This window comes from Bacillus sp. NPDC077411, from assembly GCF_044543425.1.
GTDB classification, from domain to species: domain Bacteria; phylum Bacillota; class Bacilli; order Bacillales; family Bacillaceae_G; genus Bacillus_A; species Bacillus_A bruguierae.
In genome coordinates this window covers 254,280-276,166 of sequence record NZ_JBITWA010000001.1, presented here as the reverse complement: position 1 = coordinate 276,166, position 21,887 = coordinate 254,280, and the positions used below count along the sequence as shown (strand labels likewise).

Sequence of the window (21,887 nt, the reverse complement as noted above, 5' to 3'; positions counted from 1 at the left end):
CTTTCCTCACAATTATTTGCTATTTTACAAGTATAACGAAACTGTCCATAATGGAGGTAATCTTTTGAAAAGGTGGCTTATTTTACTTTGTATCGTACTATTACTTACAGGATGCAAGGGAGGGGCGTATCAATCGATTGATACGAAAACATCTCTTCTTATAACGACAAATATAAAAGAAGGAAGTATTAGTTTTATTGATACTGATACGAAAAAAACAATTACAACGTGGCATTTAAATGAGGCTATTACGGGAACAACGTTGTTACCAGATAGAAATCGCTTACTTGTATATGGAAAACAGCTTGAGTATATATATGTATATTCTTTGAAAGATGGAAAGCAGCTTGAAAAATGGAATACAGGAAAAGGCATAGCAAATATTTTATTATCTGAAAATGGGAAAGAGCTGTTCGTTGCGGATCAAAACCAGCAAAAAATTCGTGTGTTTACAACCAATGGAAAAGAAACAGAGAGCATTTCGGTTGAAAAGGGTCCGCTGACGATGGTCCAACATAATGATATGTTATATGTTCTTAATTTTTATGATACGAAATTGTCTAGTATTGATGTGAAACAAAAGAAGGTTGTGAATTCTTTTATGATTCCACCAGCCTCAACAGGTGCTTTTCTTAGCCGAGATGGAAAGGACATATTTATTGGCGGGCATGGTGACGGTAAACAAGTAAATGAAAAAGTGCTCATGTATTCTGTACAAGATGGACAAATGCTACAATCGTTACATGCACCATTTATGCCGGTCAATCTGTCTACAGATCAACAATTTATTTATGTACTTAGTCATGGGTCTAACACATTGAGAAAATTTGATGGAAAAACGTATAAAGAAGTAGGAGTGCTTGAAGTAGGATCGAATCCATTTGCATTTTGGCAAGTTGGTAATGAAGGATATGTTGCGAGCTATGATAGTGATGAAGTGTATGTTTTAGATTTAAGTGAAATGAAAATAAAGCAGACGATTTCAGTTGGTAAAGGGCCATTTCAATTTACGCAAAGAGTAGGGGAGAAGAAATGAGTAAGTATAAAGTATTACTTGTTGATGATGAAAGTGATATGAGGCAACTTGTCGGTATGTATTTGGACAACTTTGGGTATGAGTGGGAAGAAGCTGAAAATGGAAAAGAGGCGCTCCATATACTTGAAATAGAAAACTTTGATTTTGTTATTTTGGATATCATGATGCCAGAAATGGATGGGATTACGGTTTGTAAAGAAATTCGAAAAACATCCGATATTCCGATTATCTTTTTGACAGCAAAAGGAGAGGAATGGAATCGCGTAAATGGATTGCGTACAGGGGCAGATGATTATATTGTTAAACCATTTAGTCCAGGAGAATTGATTGCACGTATGGAAGCAGTATTAAGGAGATACACGAAATATGAAGAACAAGAGGAGATAGCATTTGGACCAGTTGTTATTAATGAGAAAAGTCGCCGCGTTGAAATAGATGGTGAAGGTATTTCATTAACTGTGAAAGAATTTGATTTACTTTATTTTCTTTGTCAACATAACGGTCAAGTATTTAGCCGGGAGCAGTTGCTTGAAAAAGTTTGGGGATATGATTACGCCGGTAGCACTCGAACAGTTGATACGCATGTGAAAACAATGCGCTTAAAGTTTGGAGAACATGGGAATTGTATTCAAACTGTTTGGGGTGTAGGCTATAAATTTGAGGTGTAAGATGTTTACGATGGTACAAAAGTTATGGCTTACAATTGCGTGCGCAGTTTGTATAACAGTTTCATTTTTATATTTTGTTTCATTATATTCGTATGAAAAATTATATGTCCAAAATATTGAAGAGACATTAAAGGCAGAGGGAAATCGTCTTGTTGCGCAATATAGAGCAGACGAACCTATAGATGTATTTGAGGAAAGGGTAAAATCATTCGATAAAATTGCTAGTGCCGATGTATTGTTTGTAAATAATCCACGTGATTTAAGTGCATGTCTTCCATTTGATGTTCATTACAATTCAATTATTAGTGAGGATGACCGGCAAGCACTGTTAGAAGGAAAGACGATTACAAAGATGGGATATGAAGAACATTTTCAGCGTAACATTATGGGAGTCGTTATTCCTGTATTAGACAATAAAAAATTGATCGGTATTGTATATTCTTATATTCCTTTAAAGAGCATTAAAGATTTAATTTATGAAATGGGACTCATTTTAGCTCCTCTTGCTCTTGTAATGATTGTGTTAACTGTATGGATTGGACGAAAGATTGTTATTGCAATTACAAAGCCACTTTCACAAATGGAGCGAGTTGCGAATCATATGGCAAAAGGAGATTTTTCGCAGCGAATTACAATTTCATCAGAAGACGAAATTGGTCGGCTTGGTAAAGCATTTAATAAGATGGCAAGTGCACTTGAAGAAGAGGATGTGCAGCGAAAAGAATTTTTAGCAAATGTGTCACATGAACTGCGAACCCCTCTTAGTTATATTAAAGGATATAGTGAAGCAATTATTGACGGTGTAGCAAAAGGCGAACAGCAGTTAAAGTTTACCGGGCTTGTTCATAAAGAAGCAGGACGTATGCAACGTCTTGTTCATGATTTATTAGATTTAGCGCAGCTTGAAGGAGAACGTTTTCCTCTTAAGAAGCAACCTATTGTATTTGCACAGTTAATTGAAGATGTACTAGAGACATACGAATTACAATTGACAGAAAAACAAATTAAATTGCATACAATTCTTGATCCAGATGTAATTGTCAATATTGATGAAGATAGAATGCAACAAGTACTTCATAACATAATAGATAATGCGATTCGCTATACAGGTGAGAATGGGATTATACATGTCCAATTAGAGCAGCAAGCAGAGCAATGTAAATTGCAAATTAAAGATACGGGGATTGGTATTGGCACCGAACATCTCGAAAAGTTAGGCGAACGCTTTTACCGAGTGGATAAAGCGAGAAGCCGTCACAATGGTGGGACGGGACTAGGACTTGCGATCGTAAAACAAATTGTGCACATTCACGATGGAACATGGCAAATTAAAAGTGAAGAAGGAAAAGGAACGACAATTTTGATTCATTTACCAGTTATCTCTTCATAATGAATAAATAGGAAAAAATATCGGGATAACTTTTTTTGTCTATTTTATGAACAAAATGTTTGTACTTCTGTACGTTTAGTTCTAAAATAGATATGGATGCTATTTTCTGTATAAAGTGAAACTTGTAGTAGTTATCTCTTGACTATCTTTTTTCACTTCTCAGAATTTTGAGGTGAGAGTTTTACTACCCGTTAGTGCGGGATAAATTGTTGTCATAGTTGTTTGGATGATACTGGGGTGATACAACTGGAATACAAATCTATTAAGCCAAAAAAAATTTACGAAGAAGTATCGGAAGCCATTTTAGCAATGATTAAAAATGGTACATTAAAGCCTGGTGACAAACTTCTTCCTGTTCATCAATTGGCAGAGCAGTTTCAAGTTGGCAGATCTGCTGTGCGCGAAGCGTTAAGCGCATTGCGAGCAATGGGCTTAATTGAGATGAAACAAGGTGAAGGTACGTATGTGAAGAACTTTACTGCCTCTTCATTAACATCGTCATTAAATACCACTTTGCTAATGAAACAAGAAGATATTGTGAATTTATTGGAAGTGCGAAAAGTGCTTGAAGTAGGAGCAGTTGGTGCAGCAGCATTAAAACGCACTGAAGAAAACTTACACAATATGCAGCATTGGTTAGATGAGATGCAAAAGGGGATGGGAGATGAACAAGCTGGTGAAAAAGCAGATTTTCATTTCCATATGGCAATTGCAGAAGCTTCGCATAACAATATTTTGTTAGAATTAATGAACCACGTCTCTGAAATGATTGCTGAAACAATCGGTGAAACAAGACGAATTATTTTATATGGTGAACAAACAACAGCAGAACGACTTCTAGAAGAGCATCGGAAAATTTATGAAGCAGTGCTAGAGAATGATGTTGAAGCAGCGCAACAAGCGATGCAAAATCACCTAACGAATGTAGAGTGTATGGTCACAGGCATTGAAGAAACAAATTCGTAAGTGTATGCTTTTAAAATTTTATTTTTTGATAAAGTAGAGAAAGTATAAGTAAGCGTTTTCTAAAGAAAGAATATGAGCAGTTGGTGTCTCACTTCTTTCTTTTTTAATAAGTCGTCTGATGACCATATGAATATTGGCTGAGTTGAAATGAGGGGGAGCTATAATATGAAAGTTACATTGTTTGTTACATGCTTAGTCGATATGTTTGAAACAAATGTCGGCAAAGCGACGGTTGAAATTTTAGAGCGATTAGGTTGTGAAATTGAATTTCCGGAAGCGCAGGTTTGTTGTGGGCAGCCGGCTTACAATAGTGGCCATGTAGAAGCGGCAAAAGAAGCAATGAAGCATATGATTAGCACATTTGAAAATGCTGAGTATATCGTTACACCTTCCGGTTCTTGTGCGACAATGTTTCACGAGTATCCACATGTATTTAAAGATGATCCAGAATGGGGACCGCGTGCACAAAAAGTAGCTGAAAAAACATATGAATTGACACAATTTATTGTTGATGTGTTAAAAGTTACTGACGTTGGTGCTCGTTTGGATGGCGTAGCAACGGTCCATAAATCTTGTCACATGACACGTTTACTAGGAGTAAAAGAAGCTCCAGGTATTTTATTATCAAATGTGAAGGGCTTAGAAGTAAGAGAGCTGCCAAATGTACAAAATTGTTGCGGTTTTGGAGGAACGTTCTCGGTAAAAATGACGCCAATTTCTGAACAGATGGTAGATGAAAAAGTTGATAGTGTCATAGAAACAGGTGCTGATTATTTAATTGGAGCAGATTGTGGGTGTTTGTTAAACATTGGCGGGCGTATCGAGCGTTTAGGGAAAAATGTGAAAGTAATGCATATTGCTGAAGTGTTGAATAGCCGCTGATGAAGGGGGAAGTAAGCTATGTCTATGAAAACAAGTGATAAAAAATTTAATGATCGTGTTGGTGAAAATCTTCAAGATTCGTTTATGCGCGGGGCAGTATCATCTGCGCAAACGCGTCTGTACACAAAACGTTTAGAAGCAGCTGAGGAGCTAGGTAACTGGGAGGAGTGGCGTGATCTTGGTGAACAAATTCGTCAGCATACGCTAGAAAATTTAGATTATTATTTAATGCAACTGAGCGAAAATGTATCAAAACGAGGCGGGCATGTTTTCTTTGCGAAAACGAAGGAAGAGGCAGCTGAGTATATTAAGCAAGTAGCTGAAAAGAAACAAGCGAAAAAAGTTGTGAAATCAAAATCGATGGTAACAGAAGAGATTGGTATGAACCATGTACTTCAAGAAATCGGTTGTGAAGTCGTTGAGAGTGACTTAGGGGAGTATATTTTGCAAATAGACAATGATCCGCCATCTCATATTGTTGCGCCAGCACTTCATAAAAATAGAACGCAAATTCAAGGTGTATTTAAAGAAAAGTTAGGATATGAAAACTCCGATGATCCATATGAGATGACGAAGTTTGTTCGTAAAATTCTTCGTGAAAAATTTATGGATGCAGAAATTGGAGTAACAGGATGTAACTTTGCAGTTGCTAACACAGGTTCTCTTTGTTTAGTAACAAATGAAGGGAATGCAGACCTTGTTATGTCTATTCCGAAAACACAAATTGCGGTAATGGGTATGGAACGTATGGTTCCAACGATGGAAGAACTTGATGTTCTTGTCGGTTTACTTTGTCGTAGTGCTGTTGGTCAAAAACTAACAAGTTATGTAACCGTAGCAGGACCAATTCAAGAAGATGAAATAGATGGACCAGAAGAATTCCATTTAGTTGTTGTAGATAATGGCCGTTCTGAAATTTTAGGTTCTGAGTTCCGTCAAGTATTGCAATGTATTCGTTGTGCGGCATGTATCAATGTATGTCCAGTGTATCGTCATGTTGGCGGTCACTCTTACGGATCCATTTATCCTGGACCAATTGGTGCGGTATTAACGCCACTTTTAGGTGGCTATGATGATTATAAAGAACTTCCATATGCATCTAGTTTATGCGGAGCATGTACAGAAGCTTGTCCAGTAAAAATTCCATTGTATGACTTGTTATTAAAACATCGTCAAGTAATTGTGGAAAAAGAAGGACGTGTACCGCTTGCAGAAAAACTTGCGATGAAGATGTTTAGTATGGGCGCTTCTTCTGCGGCTTTATACAAAATGGGATCGAAAATGGCGCCGGCTGCAATGAGCCCATTCACATCTGGTAATCGTGTTTCTAAAGGTGTGGGACCGCTGAAAAATTGGACGGAAATTCGTGAATTCCCAGCGCCAAGCAAAGAAAGATTCCGCGATTGGTATAAAGAGCATAAGAAAGGCGGGAATAACTAATGGCAGGAACGATTCAAAACCGCGATGCATTTTTAGAAAATATCGCAAAACAGCTTGGACGTGAACGCAAAACAGAAGGGGTACAGCGTCCGTTATGGAAAAACAATGTGAATGTAGAAACGTTACATGATTACTCGCAAGAAGAATTATTAGAAGTATTTAAGAAACAATGTAACAACATTCATACAACTGTTATTGAAACAAATCGAGATGGATTAAGTGCTGCAATTAAGAAAGTTGTCACTGAAAACGGCGGCGGACCAATTATGTTATCTCAAGATGATCGTTTTGAAGAGTATGGACTAGGGCAATTGTTTGAAGCGGAACTTCCAGGTAAAAACGTAGAAGTAAATACTTGGGATCCAGTAAAGAAAGAAGAAAACATGAAGCTGGCGGAACAAGCAAATATCGGAATTTCGTTTAGTGATTATACATTAGCGGAATCAGGTACAATTGTCGTGCAGAGCCATAAAGGAAGAGGCCGATCATTACACTTTTTACCGACTATTTATGTAGCCATTATTCCACGTGAAACAATCGTACCGCGTATTACACAAGCAGTACGTGATTTGAATACACGTGTAGAAAATGGAGAAGCCGTGGCTTCTTGTATTAATTTTATTACAGGGCCAAGTAACTCTGCTGACATTGAAATGAACCTTGTCGTTGGTGTACATGGACCATTAAAAGCATTTTATTTTGTTGTATAGATGGAAAAACAGGCCTAATAAGGGCCTGTTTTTTTATGGAGAAAGATAAATTTTTGCAAATACAATATGTTATCTTTTCTTGTTATACTAGGCGCGAAAGGAGAGGATGAAATGCTATTTTATGTATATGCTTTTTTCACTGGTTTGATATTAGGGTCTTTTTATCACGTTGTGGCGTATCGGATTCCGCTCGGTTACTCCATTATAGAACCGCGTTCCCATTGCTCTCATTGTTCCCATGTATTACAACTAAAAGAGTTGATTCCCATTTTATCATTTTGTATTCAAAAAGGACGGTGCACGCACTGTAATATAAAAATTTCATATTTTCATCCTTTATTTGAAGGCATTGCAGGGCTAATGTTTCTTCTTGCAGCAGTTTTTGTTGGTTTCAATGAGCAACTTATTATCGTGTGGACATTGTTATCACTTCTTTTGATTGTTTCCATTACAGATCTTCTTTATATGATAATTCCAAATCAAATTTTATTCTTTTTTGCAGGACTATTTCTAATAGAACGTTTTTTTATACAGCCATCGCTATGGTGGGACGGACTGTTAGGGGCAATGGTTATGTTTATGCTCTTATATGTCATTCAAGTTATTTATCCAAAAGGAATCGGAGGAGGGGATGTGAAATTATTGACTTTACTTGGTTTTGTAGTTGGAACAAAAGCGATACTGTTGTCACTTTGTTTCTCATCATTATTTGGTCTTTGTTTTCTTATTATTTTTATTGTTCTTAGACGTATGACATATAAAGAGCCACTTCCCTTTGCGCCTTTTATTGCACTTGGTACAATATGTACATATAGTATGTAGAGGAGGGATGGGATGAATGTATATATGGATGATCAAAGACCGTTCCCAGCTGGCTTTACACTAGCGACGACAGTCGAACAAGCGCTGGAGCTTATTCGAAATAATAAGATACATACGTTATCACTCGATTATAATATGGGATTTCGTCAGAGAAATGGGCTGTATTTTGTAGATGTATTTTGTAAGGAACGATTATATGTGGAAGAAATTCATTTTCATACGAATGATACGATCGGACAACGTTATATGTTAAATCGGATACAAAAAGGAAAAGAGTCTGGAGAAATTTCTTCATCTATTATTATTAAATGTGTTGGAAGTTACTAAAAAAGCATGCATTCCAATAAATCTGGAATGCATGCTTTCGACGTGCAGGGGATGAATCCTTCATACTTATTAAAATTTCGCTTTATCCCGCTATTAACGGGCAGTAAAACCCCGATTGGTTCAACTAACCTCTTGTGAGGAAAAGCATCTCACAAGAGGAAGTTTCACTTTATTTTACATGTGCTGGCAATGGAATAATTTCTTCAGTTTGTTCAGAATCGATTTCTGATTTTGTAGATTTTGTTTCACCTTTTGTTTTAGTCAAATAATGATAAACCATACCAACAAATACAGATCCGCCAACTATGTTACCGATTGTAGCTGGAATTAAGTTATGAATCGCACCCGCAAAAGAAACTGTATCAGGATGTGGAACAAGTAAAGCAATTGAAAATATGGATAGATTTGCGATGCTATGTTCATATCCTGACATGAAGAAAGTAAATACAGTTAAAAATATCATAAGGATTTTAGCTGTATCTCCCTTTACTTGAGATGGAAGGAAACATGCAAGACAAACGAGCCAGTTACATAAAATAGCTTTGAAAAATATGTGCATTGTTGATGCGCCCATCTTTGTTGTGGCAACTTCATTTAATAAGTGATTGTGACTTATTGTTTCAAAAATACCAGTTGCATAAAAGAGGAATGCAAAAAATACTGCTCCTACTAAGTTTCCTACATAACAAGCACCCCAGTTGCGAAGTGTATCGATAACAGTTGTTTCTTTACGTAAAGTTGCAACTGTGAAATACATTGTATTTCCTGTAAATAATTCAGCTCCACCAAATATAATTAAAATAAGTGCAATTCCAAAAAAGATAGAGAATGCAAAATATGTTGCGGGTGAATGTGCATCATGAAAGAAATTTCCTAATTTAGAACATAGTACAATAACAAAACCCATATAGATACCAGCTAGTGCTGCCCGAAGGAAATATTGCATTGGATTGTTATCTAATATTTTTTTCTTTTTCTTTGCGAGCTGTACTAGGTAATCTACTCCTTGTTCTAGCATAAAACATTACGCTCCTTCAATAAATCGATTATAAATATTCTTTATATGAATAAGGTACACGTATTTGTTGTTACTTTCAATAAGTTTGTTCAATATTTCACAAAAAGGACACCATTTTTAATGAAAGCGCTAACAATATGTTGTATAATATAATACATTTTCAATAATTGAGAAACTCCACCTATTTTTGAAGAAAAAAGAAAAGCGCTGAAATTACAGCGCTCTTTCGTTATATTGTTTCGAATCTTGTTGTGCGTTTGGCTTTGTTTCTTTTGATAAGAACCAACCACCTGCACCAATTGACAGCAATACAACCCAGAATATCAATTTCCAAGTAGTTGATTCTGGGAATTCATGTGGAATTACGCCTAATGCAGGGTGAGCTAACGTATAAACCGCTAATTTCACACCAACCCAGCCGACAATCATGAATGCAGCAGTTTCTAATCCAGGTTTACGTTGCAGTAAGTTTACGAAAGCGGATGCGGCAAAGCGCATAATAATTAATCCAATCATACCGCCTGCGAAAATAACAGCAAACTGTCCGATATCAAGTTCGCCAATTGTACCAAGGTTTGTCTTCGGTAATGTCATTGCTAATGCAACAGCTGCTAAAATAGAGTCAACAGCAAACGCAATATCAGCAAATTCTACTTTCAATACAGTCCACCAAAAGTTTTCTTGTTTTTTCTCTGTTTCTTTTTTCTCTGTTTCTTGTTGAGTTGTATTCTTTTTTACATACGTTTTTACAAGGTGGTTACCAGCGATAAACAGTAAATAAACGGCACCGAGCGCTTGTACTTGCCATACATCGACAAGATATGAAATCAGAAACAATGATCCAAAGCGGAATACAAATGCTCCTGCAAGTCCGTAAAATAAAGCTTTTTTACGTTTTTCTTCCGGTAAGTGTTTTACCATAATCGCAAGGACAAGTGCATTATCTGCTGCTAAAATTCCTTCCAAAGCAACTAAAATCAGTAATACCCAACCATACTCCAATAATAAAGATAGTTCCATTTACATTCTCCTCTCGTTTGTATAAGCGCTAAACAAAAAGAAGAAAATTCCCCATTGTTTAGCTTCCCCAAAAATAAGCTCTATCAACGGCGGAGGAATTTAGAAATGAATGCAAAAAAGACCTCTGCCGTTAATAGGCAAAGGTCTTGCTAGACATATGTAATAAAAATATGCCAACAAAGCCGGAGGAACACAGTTCCACGTAATGACGACTTTGTTTCAGAGAATATTTTCTCTGACGCTACTCCCCTTTGGAAATATGCTATTACGTAAAGTATATAAGTAATACTAAAGTTTGTCAACCTGTTAAAAGGTTTCTGCGTGAATATTTTGTTTTTTTTATACTTTCTATGAGGAGAGAGAAATGTTCATGAGTAGTGTGCTTGTTCTGCTTAAAATTAGAATAGTAAAGAGGCAGAGAATATCTGCCTCAAATCCATTGTTTATTTTATTTATTATTATCCACGTAATTGTTGCTGTGCAAGGGAAACGAGACGTTTTGTTACTTCACCGCCGACAGATCCGTTTGAACGAGCAGCTGTATTAGATCCTAAATTCACGCCAAATTCTTGTGCAATTTCATACTTAAACTGCTCTAATGCTTGTTCAGCACCAGGAACAAGTAGTTTATTTGTTTTTGCCATAGTATAATACCCCTTTTTTCATTTTCAGCTTATAACAGCTGATGATATTATTGTATGTGTTTGATTTTCACTCATACGCGGAAGTAATCGGGCAGACTAACAGTTCTTGGATGAAATGAAAAAGAGTAGCAGCGCTACTCTTTTTTCATAACAGTTGCTGTACCTTCTACAACAACTTTATTGTATTGATTATATATGTTTGTTTGTAATGTAATAATTCTTTTATCATCACGTTTTTCAATGACTTCAGCGACAACACGCAGTGTATCTCCGATTTTTACAGGGGCACGGAATGCGATATTTTGTGATAAATAAATGGTGTTTTTTCCAGGAAGCTTTGTTCCAAGTATTGTTGAAATAAAGCTAGAGACGAGCATACCATGAGCAATACGTTCTTTAAACATCGTTGTTTTGGCAAAAGAATCAAGTAGATGAATTGGATTTACATCGCCCGTAAGTTTTGCAAACGTAACAATATCTTCGTTTGAAATCGTTTTTGTTAAAGAAGCTTGATCCCCTATGTGAATGTCATCATAATAAAGCTCATGAACCGATTCTGCTTCTCGAAAAGGATTCATTTCTTCCTCCTTCTTTTCCATGTTGAAAAATGTGAGCCATATTGATGCAAATGGAGAAAGAAAGGAAAGAGTATCTTTTGCAGTCAGTTGCCACATCTTTCTTACTTCATGGAAGTAAATAGATTTTTTGAGTTTTCCTCGAACTTTTTTACGAGGTCTAGTTGCATGGATTTGAATTCTTCTAAAAAACTTTCCATTTGTTTTTGAACCTCTTCACGTTGTTGTTGTTGCTGGCTAATTAGTTGTTTCACTGCTTCTTCGAATTGTTCGCTTGTTTGTGAAAGTAAAGATAGAGATGTTTTTGTTGGAGATACAGTGATTTGCTGCATATGATTGGAAAGTTCATTCCATTTTTCTTGCCATCCATCCATTTGTTCATTAAAGCAATTTCCAGTAAATTGCTTTACGTATTCAGTATATTGTTCATTTGCTTGTGCTGAAAATTGCTGGATTTCTTTTTCGATTTCTTTCGTACTTTCTGTTAATTTATGCAAAGCTTCCTGTTGATGTTTCAATGTTTCTAATGTAAGTTGTTCCATTTGTTTTCCAGCTGAAGAGAAAAAGGATAGAGAGTGTGACCAATTTTTCCAGAATACATCAACAAGTTCGTGTGGTTTCGTTTCCATGACTTGACCTCCAAATAAAATTTTTACATATTGTGAACGCAGATTAATCTGCTGTATCACCAGAAGATGATGAAGATTTTTCATCCTTTACTGAAACCGTGGAAAATGGGAAGAATGCATTTGTGTATAGGTTAAAAAATGTACGAAGCATCTTTTGATATTGCTCAAATGAAGTAGCGCAAGAAGATAAATATTCCTCTCCATATTCCGTTAAAGAATAAATTCGTTTTGCTGGACCTCCTTCACTTGTATCCCAAGTGGAAGATATGAGGTTTTCTTTTTCTAACTTTCGCAAAGTCCTATATACATTACCTTGATCAATAGAAGAAAAGCCAATATCCATTAGCATTTGAATGAGTTTGTAACCGTGAAGACTCCAGTCTTTAAGACAGAGAAGTAGAAATGGAACTAAGAAGTTTTTTGGCATGGAGTTTGGTTGTTTCGTTTGGGGCGTTTCCAAACTTTCTTTTTTTTCTGGTTCATTTTGTAGCATGATTGTGCATCACCTCATGAATCAGTTAGTTGGGAATTTTTTCTTATATGTGCAATTTACACCTATCTGTATTTTTTGTCAATGAATTTTTCGAAAATAGAAAAAATAAATACACCCTTGAACTTTTAGTCAGAATATTAGAAAATAATGAATAGATTGAATTATTTCAATTGTTTTTCTAGTTTTAATAACTAAATGAAGGAGTGTAGGAGAAGTGATTGAACAAAAACTCGATCCACTACAAGCTTGGAAGGAAGTTTACGAACAGACAGAAAAGTTTTGGGGAAAAACGCTTGGTGAAACAATCAAGACAGAAGAGTATTCTGCATGGATGGGAAGCGTTTTAGATTTGAACTTGTTTTATCAAAAGATGATGAACGATGCAACGAAGGGATATTTAGAGAAAGTGAATATCCCAACGCAAGAAGATATTGCACGAGTTGCCACTCTTGTTATTAATTTAGAAAACAAAGTTGACAATATTGAAGAGTTTTTGGAGGAAAATACAGAAGCCCTTGGACAATCACTTACAATAAAACGTGATGTAACAAAAGTAAAGCAAGATATTCGGACGTTAGAAAATAAATTAGATAAAATTTTAGAGCTATTAGAAGGGCAAAATGGAATATTAGAAAAACTACAAGTGCCAGCAGTACAAGCGAAACCAGATAATAAAAAATAATTTCGTTAAATATATATTCGTTCCGAAAGCGGAAGGGAGAACCTCTTTCTAGGGCGATATATTATTTATAAATGTATACATGCATTGTGCGGTGTACATCTAGGCGAAATCCATCCATCATGTAGCCGCGAATTATAACAAAGGGGGAGCAAAAATGGCTCAATTACATGGAAAAGTAGCAATTGTAACTGGTGGAGCAAAGGGGATTGGAAAAGCAATTACAGTGGCACTAGCGGCAGAAGGTGCAAAAGTAGTGATTAACTACAATAGCAGTAAAGATGCTGCTGAAAACCTTGTGAATGAGCTCGCGAAAGAAGGACATGATGTGTATGCTTGTCAAGCAGATGTTTCTAAGTTAGAAGATGCAAAGCGCCTTGTAGAAGAAACAGTACAGTATTTTGGGAAAATAGACATTTTAGTTAATAATGCTGGAATCACAAGAGATCGTACATTTAAAAAGCTAAATCGTGAAGATTGGGATCGTGTTATCGATGTGAATTTAAGTAGCGTATTTAATACAACAAGTGCTGCACTTCCATACATAACGGAAGCGGAAGAAGGGCGAATTATTAGTATCTCTTCTATTATTGGACAAGCTGGTGGATTTGGACAGACGAATTATTCAGCTGCAAAAGCTGGTATGATTGGATTTACAAAATCTTTAGCATTGGAACTTGCAAGAACAAATGTAACAGTAAATGCGATTTGCCCAGGGTTTATTGATACAGAGATGGTAGCAGAAGTTCCGGAAAACGTTCGTGAACAAATTGTAGCTAAAATTCCGAAGAAACGTTTTGGACAAGCTGATGAAATTGCAAAAGGTGTTATATACCTTTGCCGAGATGGTGCGTACATTACAGGTCAGCAATTAAATATTAATGGCGGTTTATATATGTAATCTAACAACAAAGAAGTGCATGTCTATGATAGGTATGCACTTCTTTCTTTCTAAAAAAAATAAAAATAAAGGAGTTGCGAACATGACAATGCTCAGAGCAGAATGGGAAAAACAATTAGAGTTGTATCCAGAGGAATATCGAAAAGCATATCACCGCTTTAGACGAGCAAGTGAAGTGTTACTTCGTGAACCAGAGCCGCAAGTGGGCTTAACGCCAAAAGAGGTTATTTGGACGAAAAATAAGACGAAATTATATCGTTACATTCCAAAGAAAGAAAAGACACATTCTGTTCCTATTTTGTTAATTTATGCTCTTATTAATAAGCCCTATATTATGGATTTAACACCAGGGAATAGTTTAGTGGAATATTTAGTGGACCGTGGTTTTGATGTGTATATGCTAGATTGGGGAACGTTTGGTTTAGAAGATAGTCATTTGAAATTTGATGATTTTGTTCTCGATTACATTGCAAAAGCTGTAAAAAAGGTATTGCGTACAGCAAATGCGGAAGAAATTTCTTTGCTTGGTTATTGCATGGGAGGAACATTAACTTCTATTTACGCTGCACTGCACCCGCATATGCCAATTCGTAATTTAATTTTTATGACGAGTCCATTTGATTTCTCTGATACAGGGTTATATGGACCGCTATTAGATGAAAAATATTTTAACTTAGATAAAGCAGTGGATACATTTGGAAATATACCTCCAGAAATGATTGACTTTGGAAATAAAATGTTAAAGCCAATTTCGAATTTTGTCGGTCCGTATGTAGCGCTTCTTGATCGCTCAGAAAATGAACAGTTTGTAGAAAGTTGGAGATTAGTTCAAAAATGGGTTGCAGATGGGATCCCTTTTCCAGGAGAAGCATATCGTCAATGGATTCGGGAATTTTATCAAAAAAATAAACTAGTTAAAGGTGAACTTATGATTCGCGGCAGGCAGGTGAAGTTGGAAAATATTAAGGCAAATGTATTAAATATTTCTGCGAAACGTGATCATATTGCTCTTCCATGCCAAGTGGAAGCTTTATTAGATCATATTTCTAGCGTTGATAAGCAGTATGTGTGTATTCCAACGGGGCATATGTCAATTGTGTATGGAGGAACAGCGGTAAAACAAACATATCCGACAGTCGGCAATTGGCTTGAAGAACGTTCAAACTAGGGATTGATAGTGAGAGAAAAGGAAGTTATCCAGTTAGTGAAAACTAGCTGGATTTTTTTATCCCGCTATTTTTGGGCAGTAATACTCCCACCTCAAAATTCAGCGAAAGCATTGTCCGGCTCCAGTGGCTAGAATGTTCGGTGGCTTCGCTTCTTCCTACGAGGTAAAAACCCCCTCTACGTCAGAAGCTCCATCCCCCTCACATTCTGAACGAGCCACTTCCGCTTTTCTAAGAAGTTAGGTGGGAGATAAACTGCTGGCATGCGCCCGATTGGGAGGGCTAATAATCAGTGGGAGCTTGCAACTGTTACAGAGTATGTTGGGCATGTCAGCGTAGTCACTGCTTAAACGTTAAAGTCTATACCTTGTTATGAAATGTTGGAAAATGATATGATATGTGATGTGCTCGTTATTGGTAGTAGTTCGGATTTTAAAGTATTTTAAGCAAAAAAAGTTAAAGAAGTGATGGAATGAAAGCTATTAGGAAATGGTTACAACGTTTAAGGCCAGTACAGCTTATTGCTGTATTTTATGGCATTGCTGTGATTGTATCTGTTCTATTATTAAGCATGCCATTTGTTATTAAACCAGGAGTGAAGTGGACGTTTATTGATGCTTTATTTATATCTGTTAGTGCAGTAAGTGTAACCGGTTTATCTACTGTGTCGATTCCAGATACATTTAATACAGCAGGTATCGTTATATTAGCACTTGTTTTACAATTAGGCGGACTTGGCATTATGGCACTTGGCACGTTTGTTTGGATGATTACAGGGAAGAAAATAGGTTTGCAGCAGCGGCGATTAATTATGGCAGATCAAAATCAAGGGAATTTAGCAGGACTTGTTCATTTAATGCGCTCTATTTTAATATTGATTGTTTCGATTGAATTGCTTGGTGCACTTTTATTAGGGACAAGATTTTTACATTACTTTCCTAGTTGGAAGGAAGCGTATTTTCATGGTTTTTTTGCAGCAGTTAGTGCGACAACGAATGGTGGATTTGATTTGACGGGCCAATCGCTTATACCGTATCAAAAAGATTATATTGTACAAATTATACATATGTTTCTCATTATTTTAGGTGCAATTGGTTTTCCTGTATTAATTGAGATTAAGCAATATATGAGTAGAAAGAGAGAGAAATTATTTCGATTTTCATTATTTACAAAACTTACAACAACAACGTTCTTTTCTTTAGTTATTGTTGGAACAGTCGTTATTTTTTTGTTAGAATGGGATCATTTTTTACATGGGAAATCATGGGATGAAATGCTGTTTTATACATTGTTTCAATCTGTTACGACAAGAAGTGGCGGTTTAGCAACGATGGATATTCAGGAATTTTCGCCTCCAACACTTTTCTTTATGAGTATATTAATGTTTATTGGCGCTTCGCCAAGTTCTGTTGGCGGTGGTATTCGTACAACAACATTTGCTGTTAGTATCCTCGTATTGTATAACTTTGCAAAAGGTAGTAGAAGTGTACGTGTATTCGGGAGACAATTACATGAAGAAGATATTGTAAAATCGTTTGTTGTTGCATTGATGGGCGCGTTGTTATGTGCGGTAGCAATATTTATTTTATGTATAACGGAATCATTTCCATTAATGAATCTCGTCGTAGAAGTGTGTTCAGCGTTTGGAACGACTGGATTATCGACAGGGATTACATCAGAACTCACAACAATTGGAAAGTTAGTATTAATTGTGCTTATGTTTATCGGGCGGATTGGTATTTTAACGTTCATATTGGTGATTGGGGGAAGAGAGAGACCTCCTCGATATAAATATCCGAAAGAGCGGATTATTATTGGATAAGAAAAGCGATTCTATTTTGTAAAATAGAATCGCTTTTCTATATTAATCATTAATACCAAACTGTGGATGCATAAAAATATCTTCTGCATCACTATTATTTTTGGATAGTAACTCTTGGTTTTCTTCAGCAATCCAACCGATATCATTAGTTGGATGTACCCATTGGTTTCCAGACATAATAGCAGGATCGATATCATCGTTCCAATGATTTAGAGGGCTATTTTCTGAGTTATATTGGCTATCGCCAATAATCACGTCATATTCATTGATGAATGGCTGTTGCATTGTGATGCCAGTTCCTTTAAACGAAGGAAAATTCATTTGATGCGGAATTGTTTCATCAAGAATCGGAGAGTCGATAGGTTGCTTTTTCTTCACATTCATCGCTCCTTGTGTATTAAAGTATCTAAACCCATTTTAATTTTTCGACATATAAGGCAGCCATGCAGAATATAGCCTCATTTGTACTCGCTTTGGCCTTTTGTTTTAAACATAGCACGTGGAAAAAACAGGCTCTGACCGCTTCTATCACGGCCAGATGATCTCGCCCATCTAAAAAAAGTGTTTTATGTCAGGTTTTCACTTGTATTTATATAGAAAGGTGTATAGGCCTTCCTGTTTTATAGCATTTCCTCACATTGCGTATTCACAACTTGTTAACAGTTACCATTTATAGAGTGGGGTCTTGATGTCCATATTAGTATTACAAGCATTATATAAAATCCTTTTTCTCTTTAGGTAGGGCCGGCTATGTATAGAAGTAGTCAGGGACTTTTTCTGTCACATGCAAGGTTTAAAACAAAAAGAGAAAGCGAAGGAAATAAGTGAAACCTCCACTACTGGAAAGTTCACTTTATATAAAGAAGTAAGGAGTGTTTCGTATGGTAAAACGAAAGGTGAGTCGTAACGCAGCTGCAAAGAACAATCAAACTCCAAAAGAAAGCTTGCCAGATGCGGAATTTGCAGTAGAGTACGAAAATGAAGATGTTGCAAAATATGCAAATCGTAATTCAAAAAAAGGTAAGAAAAAATGAGGCGTTTTTACAAACGTCTCATTTTTTTATACTTAGATTGATTTTGAGAATGTGCCTTTACCGGCTGCGTATAATTCACATTGTGTCGTTTTCGGATTGTAGTAGGCAACAAGGAAAGAAGGGTTTGAAATCAGTTCACCATGCTTCATGTAATGGTGGTAATCAAATGGTATATGCTCTACAATCGTGTGTTTATACAAGTCTTTTTCCGTCAATTGAAGAACAGCAAATTTATCTCCTAGAATACTTGGTTGTTCTAAAATTCTTTTATAGTAGGCATTTACTTCTTCTTTCTTTCTTTGTTCTGTTGTCCATGATTTACGTGGGCGATATTTATGATTTTGTAAATAATCAATTGTCATTAACCCTTTAATTATATGGAGTTTTGCAGTTTTTCTTGATTGTAAAAACTGATACAGGCGTTGGAATAAATCTTCTAGTTGGTGTCCAATTCGTATCCATCCTTGTGTATCCCAATAAGAGCCAAATTCTTGAAAGAAGTCAAAAGGTGTATCAAATACATGGGATACAACATATGACACAGTGTTATCCATACGATGGGCATTCCAATATTTTTCTAATACATCTTCAACTTGTTTAATTCGAATAATATCATCAAATGATAGTATATTATTTCCAAGCATTTCATACGGTGCATTCTCCATGTATATATATTGATGATCATTTGCTCGAAGTCGAAGTCCTGTACCACGCAGCAATTTTAAAAAGCCAAGTTGTAATTCTTCTGGTCTTAAAGCAAAGACATCATTAAATGTTTTTCTGAAGGATTGATAGTCTTCTTCAGGGAGTCCTGCAATTAAGTCTAAATGTTGTGCGATTTTTTGTCCATCGCGAACCATTGTAACTGTTCTTGTCAATTTTTCGAAGTTTTGACGTCGTTTTACAAGGTCGTTTGTTTGATCATTTGTAGATTGTACACCAATCTCAAAACGGAACAAACCTGGGGGAGCGTGTGTATTTAAAAATTCAATGACCTCGGGCCTCATAATATCAGCTGTGATTTCAAATTGAAATACGGTTCCATCTACGTGTTCGTCAATTAAAAATTGAAACATTTCCATTGCGTAGCTACGGCTAATGTTAAAAGTACGATCGACGAATTTAATAATACGTGCACCATTTTGCATTAAATAGCGAATATCTTCTTTAATACGTTCACGATCGAAGTAACGGACGCCGACCTCAATAGAAGATAAACAAAATTGACAGCTAAACGGACAACCACGGCTCGTCTCGATATAGGTAATGCGTTTACTTAAATGTGGAATATCTTCTGGGAAACGATATGGAGATGGTAATTCTTTTAAATTTAGTTTTTCACGTTGTGGTTTGATTACGTAGGTACCATCATCTTTTCTAAATCCAATACCGTCAAGATTTTCAAATTGCTGTGTGCTTTGTATTTCAAATAGAAGATTTTTTACAGCCATTTCTCCTTCACCAATAATAATAAAATCAATTTCAGGAACACGTTTTAGCCAATGTGGCACATCGTATGTAACTTCTGGACCACCAACAAAAATAATAAGATTTGGATTAATCTTTTTGAGCATTTGAATGACTTCAATTGTTTCTTCGATGTTCCAAATATAACAGCTAAATCCTATTACATCCGGCTTGCGCCTATGTAAATCCGTAACGATATTCATGGCAGGATCGTTAATCGTATATTCAGCCATCTCTAAATCAAATTCAGGCTGGGCATAGGCTTTAAGATAACGAATTGCTAGATTTGTATGAATGTACTTTGCGTTTAACGTACTAATAATAATGTTCATATTTTAACCCTCAACTTTAATTTAAAATTACATTGTTTAGTATAGGCATATATATGGAAAAAAACAACATTCACAAGAAGTTGAATTTACAAAAAAAGGACACTTTTTCTCTTACTGCTCATATAATTTACCAATAGAAAAAAAGTTGGTTAAAGGAAAGAAGGGAGTAGAGGTGAAGAAAAGAGTGCATGATAAGATCATTTTATATGCATATATACTGCGGAAATTACGCATTATTAATGAACAAGAGAAGAATGCTATGCTGCAAATTATGATAAATAAAAGAGCTCTATAATAGGGCTCTTTTTATTTGGATAAAGTTTAGGGAACACGGCAAAAGCATATTGACAAAAAGGTGTTCTCATGTGATAATTCAATTAAATTTTTCGAATTATCTAAAAATACTGCCTTTTACATAAAAATAGAAGATAACAATACGGGGGTGACAATGTGTTATTGTTTTTAAAGAAATGGAAAGAATTACGGGATATTAAGATGGAATTGGCTCTTCGCGATTGGTTTTATGGGACAAAAATTAGTTTATCGATACGTACGTCTAAAGATCCGCTTACGTTTTTAGTTAATATAGAGGGAAAAGATAAAGGTCTCTTTGTGGAAGATGATTTTATTGTAGTTAACAGTACATGTGAACCAGTATTTGCGATTGATGAGAAACCGGCTTCTGAATCATTTATGCACGCAGATATTTATAAAAAAAGTCAGGCGGAATGTATTTTACAAGTACAAACAGTTGATAGTCACTTAATGTCGGAGTTATATGGAAAAGAAGGGGAAGTAACATTTGAACAGAGGAATGTAGAACGTGTTTTTGGGAAAGAAGGCATTACAGGTATTACAATTCCAATTGTAGAAAATGAAAGTAAATTTGCAAATTTGTTAGAAGAGAGTGTGCCTTGCTTTACTAAAGGTGGTGGAGCAGTACTTGTTCACAATTATGGATTAATTGTATGGGGAACAACGCCAGAAGAAACGAAAAAATGGTTAGAGGGATTAGAGTACTTAATGAACTACCATGTAAAACTGTTAATGATTAAAGGGACAAAAAGTTCGGTGATGTAATCCTAATTCTCTTTAGGTAGAAGTACCTAAAGAGAATTAGGATTAGGTAGGAAGTAATATTAAAAAATGAAAGCGTTTTATCCCTGAAGTTTTACTCATAAAATATGGCTCTCCTTATTATATATAGATTACATGTCGTCATGTGGGGAGGAACGTATTTTGCGAGTTAAATATCATTTTCTTTCAAAGCAACAAGTTGTAACTTGCTTCGAAAATGAAGATGCGGAGCAAGCTTTAGAGATAATGGAACGAAGTGGATACAGAGCGATTCCTGTTTTAGCGGAGGACGGTAAAGCATTTAAAGGTATTATTTATAAAGTGGATGTGTTGGAGAATAAATGTAAGGAGCAAGAAGAAAGAAAAGAAAGTGTTTTTGAGCTAATGAAAAATGAGCAGGCATTTATTTTTGAACGTGATTCTTTCTTTAGAGCTTTTTATACAATTCGCAGACTACCATTTTTATCTGTACTAAATGATTATCATGAATTTATAGGTATTTTAACACATTCTAATATTTTTGATGTGATTGAAGACTCATTTGGAATGAATACCGGTGGGTATATATTAACATTAGCGAAGCATGAGTCGAAAGGAATAATTAAAGAGCTTGGCACATTATTAAAGTTGTATAATATTGGTGGATTATTTACATTAGATAATGGTGATCAATATATTAGACGTCTTATTGTTAATATTGCAGATGATTTGAATCAAAAAGAGTTAGAAAGGTTAGTGGCGAAACTAGAGAAAAAAGGTTTTCGAGTTAGTCATGTAGACCGTATTTAA

Annotated in this window: 25 protein-coding genes; 17 read left to right on the top strand and 8 right to left on the bottom strand. The window is 35.7% G+C overall.

The window, feature by feature from the left end; genetic code table 11:
• Nucleotides 1-64: 64 nt before the first annotated feature.
• The 9 genes from ACIGHG_RS01430 (at nucleotide 65) to ACIGHG_RS01390 (ending at nucleotide 8,241) form a co-directional block, all read left to right on the top strand.
• On the top strand, nucleotides 65-1,036 hold the full coding sequence (locus tag ACIGHG_RS01430; RefSeq protein ID WP_396546800.1) for a YncE family protein: 972 nt from the start codon (nucleotides 65-67) through the stop codon (nucleotides 1,034-1,036).
• The gene (locus tag ACIGHG_RS01425) at nucleotides 1,033-1,704 is read left to right on the top strand and encodes a response regulator transcription factor (protein WP_336471493.1); all 672 of its coding nucleotides are present in this window, start codon (nucleotides 1,033-1,035) and stop codon (nucleotides 1,702-1,704) included. Before ACIGHG_RS01430 ends, ACIGHG_RS01425 begins: the two co-directional genes overlap by 4 nt.
• A 1-nt stretch (nucleotide 1,705) precedes the next feature.
• On the top strand, nucleotides 1,706-3,094 hold the full coding sequence (locus ACIGHG_RS01420) for a sensor histidine kinase (protein WP_336471494.1): 1,389 nt from the start codon (nucleotides 1,706-1,708) through the stop codon (nucleotides 3,092-3,094).
• Between the two features lie 276 nt (nucleotides 3,095-3,370).
• A complete protein-coding gene (locus ACIGHG_RS01415; protein WP_396547177.1) occupies nucleotides 3,371-4,060 on the top strand; it encodes a FadR/GntR family transcriptional regulator in 690 nt (229 codons plus the stop codon).
• A 165-nt stretch (nucleotides 4,061-4,225) separates the two neighbouring features.
• Nucleotides 4,226-4,942, top strand: a complete 717-nt coding sequence (locus ACIGHG_RS01410; protein WP_090915244.1) for a (Fe-S)-binding protein — start codon at nucleotides 4,226-4,228, stop codon at nucleotides 4,940-4,942.
• Between the two features lie 18 nt (nucleotides 4,943-4,960).
• Complete coding sequence (locus tag ACIGHG_RS01405) at nucleotides 4,961-6,382, top strand: LutB/LldF family L-lactate oxidation iron-sulfur protein (RefSeq protein WP_396546797.1); 1,422 nt, start codon at nucleotides 4,961-4,963, stop codon at nucleotides 6,380-6,382.
• On the top strand, nucleotides 6,382-7,092 hold the full coding sequence (locus ACIGHG_RS01400) for a LutC/YkgG family protein (RefSeq protein WP_396546795.1): 711 nt from the start codon (nucleotides 6,382-6,384) through the stop codon (nucleotides 7,090-7,092). The genes ACIGHG_RS01405 and ACIGHG_RS01400 overlap by 1 nt, the downstream gene beginning before the upstream one ends.
• Before the next feature lie 111 nt (nucleotides 7,093-7,203).
• Nucleotides 7,204-7,914, top strand: coding sequence for a prepilin peptidase (locus tag ACIGHG_RS01395; RefSeq protein ID WP_396546793.1), 711 nt, complete (start codon nucleotides 7,204-7,206; stop codon nucleotides 7,912-7,914).
• Nucleotides 7,915-7,926: 12 nt separating this feature from the next.
• Nucleotides 7,927-8,241, top strand: coding sequence for a cyclic-phosphate processing receiver domain-containing protein (locus ACIGHG_RS01390; protein ID WP_396546791.1), 315 nt, complete (start codon nucleotides 7,927-7,929; stop codon nucleotides 8,239-8,241).
• A 169-nt stretch (nucleotides 8,242-8,410) separates the two neighbouring features.
• On the opposite strand, the gene ACIGHG_RS01385 is transcribed toward ACIGHG_RS01390, so the two are convergent.
• The 6 genes from ACIGHG_RS01385 to phaQ all read right to left on the bottom strand — a co-directional run bounded on the left by ACIGHG_RS01385 (nucleotide 8,411) and on the right by phaQ (nucleotide 12,620).
• A complete protein-coding gene (locus tag ACIGHG_RS01385) occupies nucleotides 8,411-9,259 on the bottom strand; it encodes a formate/nitrite transporter family protein (protein ID WP_396546789.1) in 849 nt (282 codons plus the stop codon).
• A gap of 213 nt (nucleotides 9,260-9,472) precedes the next feature.
• Nucleotides 9,473-10,279, bottom strand: coding sequence for a TerC family protein (locus ACIGHG_RS01380; protein WP_396546787.1), 807 nt, complete (start codon nucleotides 10,277-10,279; stop codon nucleotides 9,473-9,475).
• 458 nt (nucleotides 10,280-10,737) lie between these two features.
• Nucleotides 10,738-10,923 (bottom strand): alpha/beta-type small acid-soluble spore protein, encoded by a 186-nt coding sequence (locus ACIGHG_RS01375; protein WP_090915256.1) that lies wholly within the window; start codon nucleotides 10,921-10,923, stop codon nucleotides 10,738-10,740.
• Nucleotides 10,924-11,057: 134 nt separating this feature from the next.
• The gene (locus tag ACIGHG_RS01370) at nucleotides 11,058-11,501 is read right to left on the bottom strand and encodes a MaoC family dehydratase (protein WP_090915258.1); all 444 of its coding nucleotides are present in this window, start codon (nucleotides 11,499-11,501) and stop codon (nucleotides 11,058-11,060) included.
• Nucleotides 11,502-11,602: 101 nt separating this feature from the next.
• Nucleotides 11,603-12,127, bottom strand: a complete 525-nt coding sequence (gene phaP, locus ACIGHG_RS01365) for a polyhydroxyalkanoic acid inclusion protein PhaP (RefSeq protein WP_336471502.1) — start codon at nucleotides 12,125-12,127, stop codon at nucleotides 11,603-11,605.
• Between the two features lie 43 nt (nucleotides 12,128-12,170).
• On the bottom strand, nucleotides 12,171-12,620 hold the full coding sequence (phaQ, locus tag ACIGHG_RS01360; protein WP_090915262.1) for a poly-beta-hydroxybutyrate-responsive repressor: 450 nt from the start codon (nucleotides 12,618-12,620) through the stop codon (nucleotides 12,171-12,173).
• Nucleotides 12,621-12,834: 214 nt separating this feature from the next.
• On the opposite strand from phaQ, the gene phaR reads away from it, so the two are divergent.
• From phaR to ACIGHG_RS01340, 4 genes are all read left to right on the top strand, one after another.
• Nucleotides 12,835-13,302 (top strand): polyhydroxyalkanoic acid synthase subunit PhaR, encoded by a 468-nt coding sequence (gene phaR / locus ACIGHG_RS01355; protein ID WP_396546784.1) that lies wholly within the window; start codon nucleotides 12,835-12,837, stop codon nucleotides 13,300-13,302.
• Between the two features lie 154 nt (nucleotides 13,303-13,456).
• On the top strand, nucleotides 13,457-14,200 hold the full coding sequence (phbB, locus tag ACIGHG_RS01350) for an acetoacetyl-CoA reductase (RefSeq protein ID WP_396546782.1): 744 nt from the start codon (nucleotides 13,457-13,459) through the stop codon (nucleotides 14,198-14,200).
• A gap of 82 nt (nucleotides 14,201-14,282) precedes the next feature.
• Nucleotides 14,283-15,368: a class III poly(R)-hydroxyalkanoic acid synthase subunit PhaC gene (phaC, locus tag ACIGHG_RS01345; protein WP_090915268.1), complete on the top strand. Its 1,086-nt coding sequence runs from the start codon at nucleotides 14,283-14,285 to the stop codon at nucleotides 15,366-15,368.
• A gap of 470 nt (nucleotides 15,369-15,838) precedes the next feature.
• Entirely contained in the window at nucleotides 15,839-17,188 is a 1,350-nt protein-coding gene (locus ACIGHG_RS01340; protein WP_336471506.1) for a TrkH family potassium uptake protein, read from the top strand.
• Nucleotides 17,189-17,230: 42 nt separating this feature from the next.
• Here the strand turns inward: ACIGHG_RS01340 and ACIGHG_RS01335 are convergent, their stop codons facing one another.
• The gene (locus tag ACIGHG_RS01335; protein ID WP_090915272.1) at nucleotides 17,231-17,566 is read right to left on the bottom strand and encodes a DUF3905 domain-containing protein; all 336 of its coding nucleotides are present in this window, start codon (nucleotides 17,564-17,566) and stop codon (nucleotides 17,231-17,233) included.
• Nucleotides 17,567-18,069: 503 nt separating this feature from the next.
• On the opposite strand from ACIGHG_RS01335, the gene ACIGHG_RS01330 reads away from it, so the two are divergent.
• On the top strand, nucleotides 18,070-18,222 hold the full coding sequence (locus tag ACIGHG_RS01330; protein WP_336471507.1) for a hypothetical protein: 153 nt from the start codon (nucleotides 18,070-18,072) through the stop codon (nucleotides 18,220-18,222).
• A 32-nt stretch (nucleotides 18,223-18,254) separates the two neighbouring features.
• On the opposite strand, the gene ACIGHG_RS01325 is transcribed toward ACIGHG_RS01330, so the two are convergent.
• Nucleotides 18,255-20,021, bottom strand: coding sequence for a B12-binding domain-containing radical SAM protein (locus ACIGHG_RS01325; protein ID WP_336471508.1), 1,767 nt, complete (start codon nucleotides 20,019-20,021; stop codon nucleotides 18,255-18,257).
• Nucleotides 20,022-20,193: 172 nt separating this feature from the next.
• Between ACIGHG_RS01325 and ACIGHG_RS01320 the strand changes: the two genes are divergently transcribed.
• From ACIGHG_RS01320 to cbpA, 3 genes are all read left to right on the top strand, one after another.
• A complete protein-coding gene (locus ACIGHG_RS01320) occupies nucleotides 20,194-20,316 on the top strand; it encodes a hypothetical protein (protein ID WP_396546780.1) in 123 nt (40 codons plus the stop codon).
• Nucleotides 20,317-20,471: 155 nt separating this feature from the next.
• Nucleotides 20,472-21,101, top strand: coding sequence for a class II aldolase/adducin family protein (locus tag ACIGHG_RS01315; protein ID WP_090915280.1), 630 nt, complete (start codon nucleotides 20,472-20,474; stop codon nucleotides 21,099-21,101).
• Between the two features lie 159 nt (nucleotides 21,102-21,260).
• Entirely contained in the window at nucleotides 21,261-21,887 is a 627-nt protein-coding gene (gene cbpA, locus ACIGHG_RS01310) for a cyclic di-AMP binding protein CbpA (RefSeq protein ID WP_336471509.1), read from the top strand.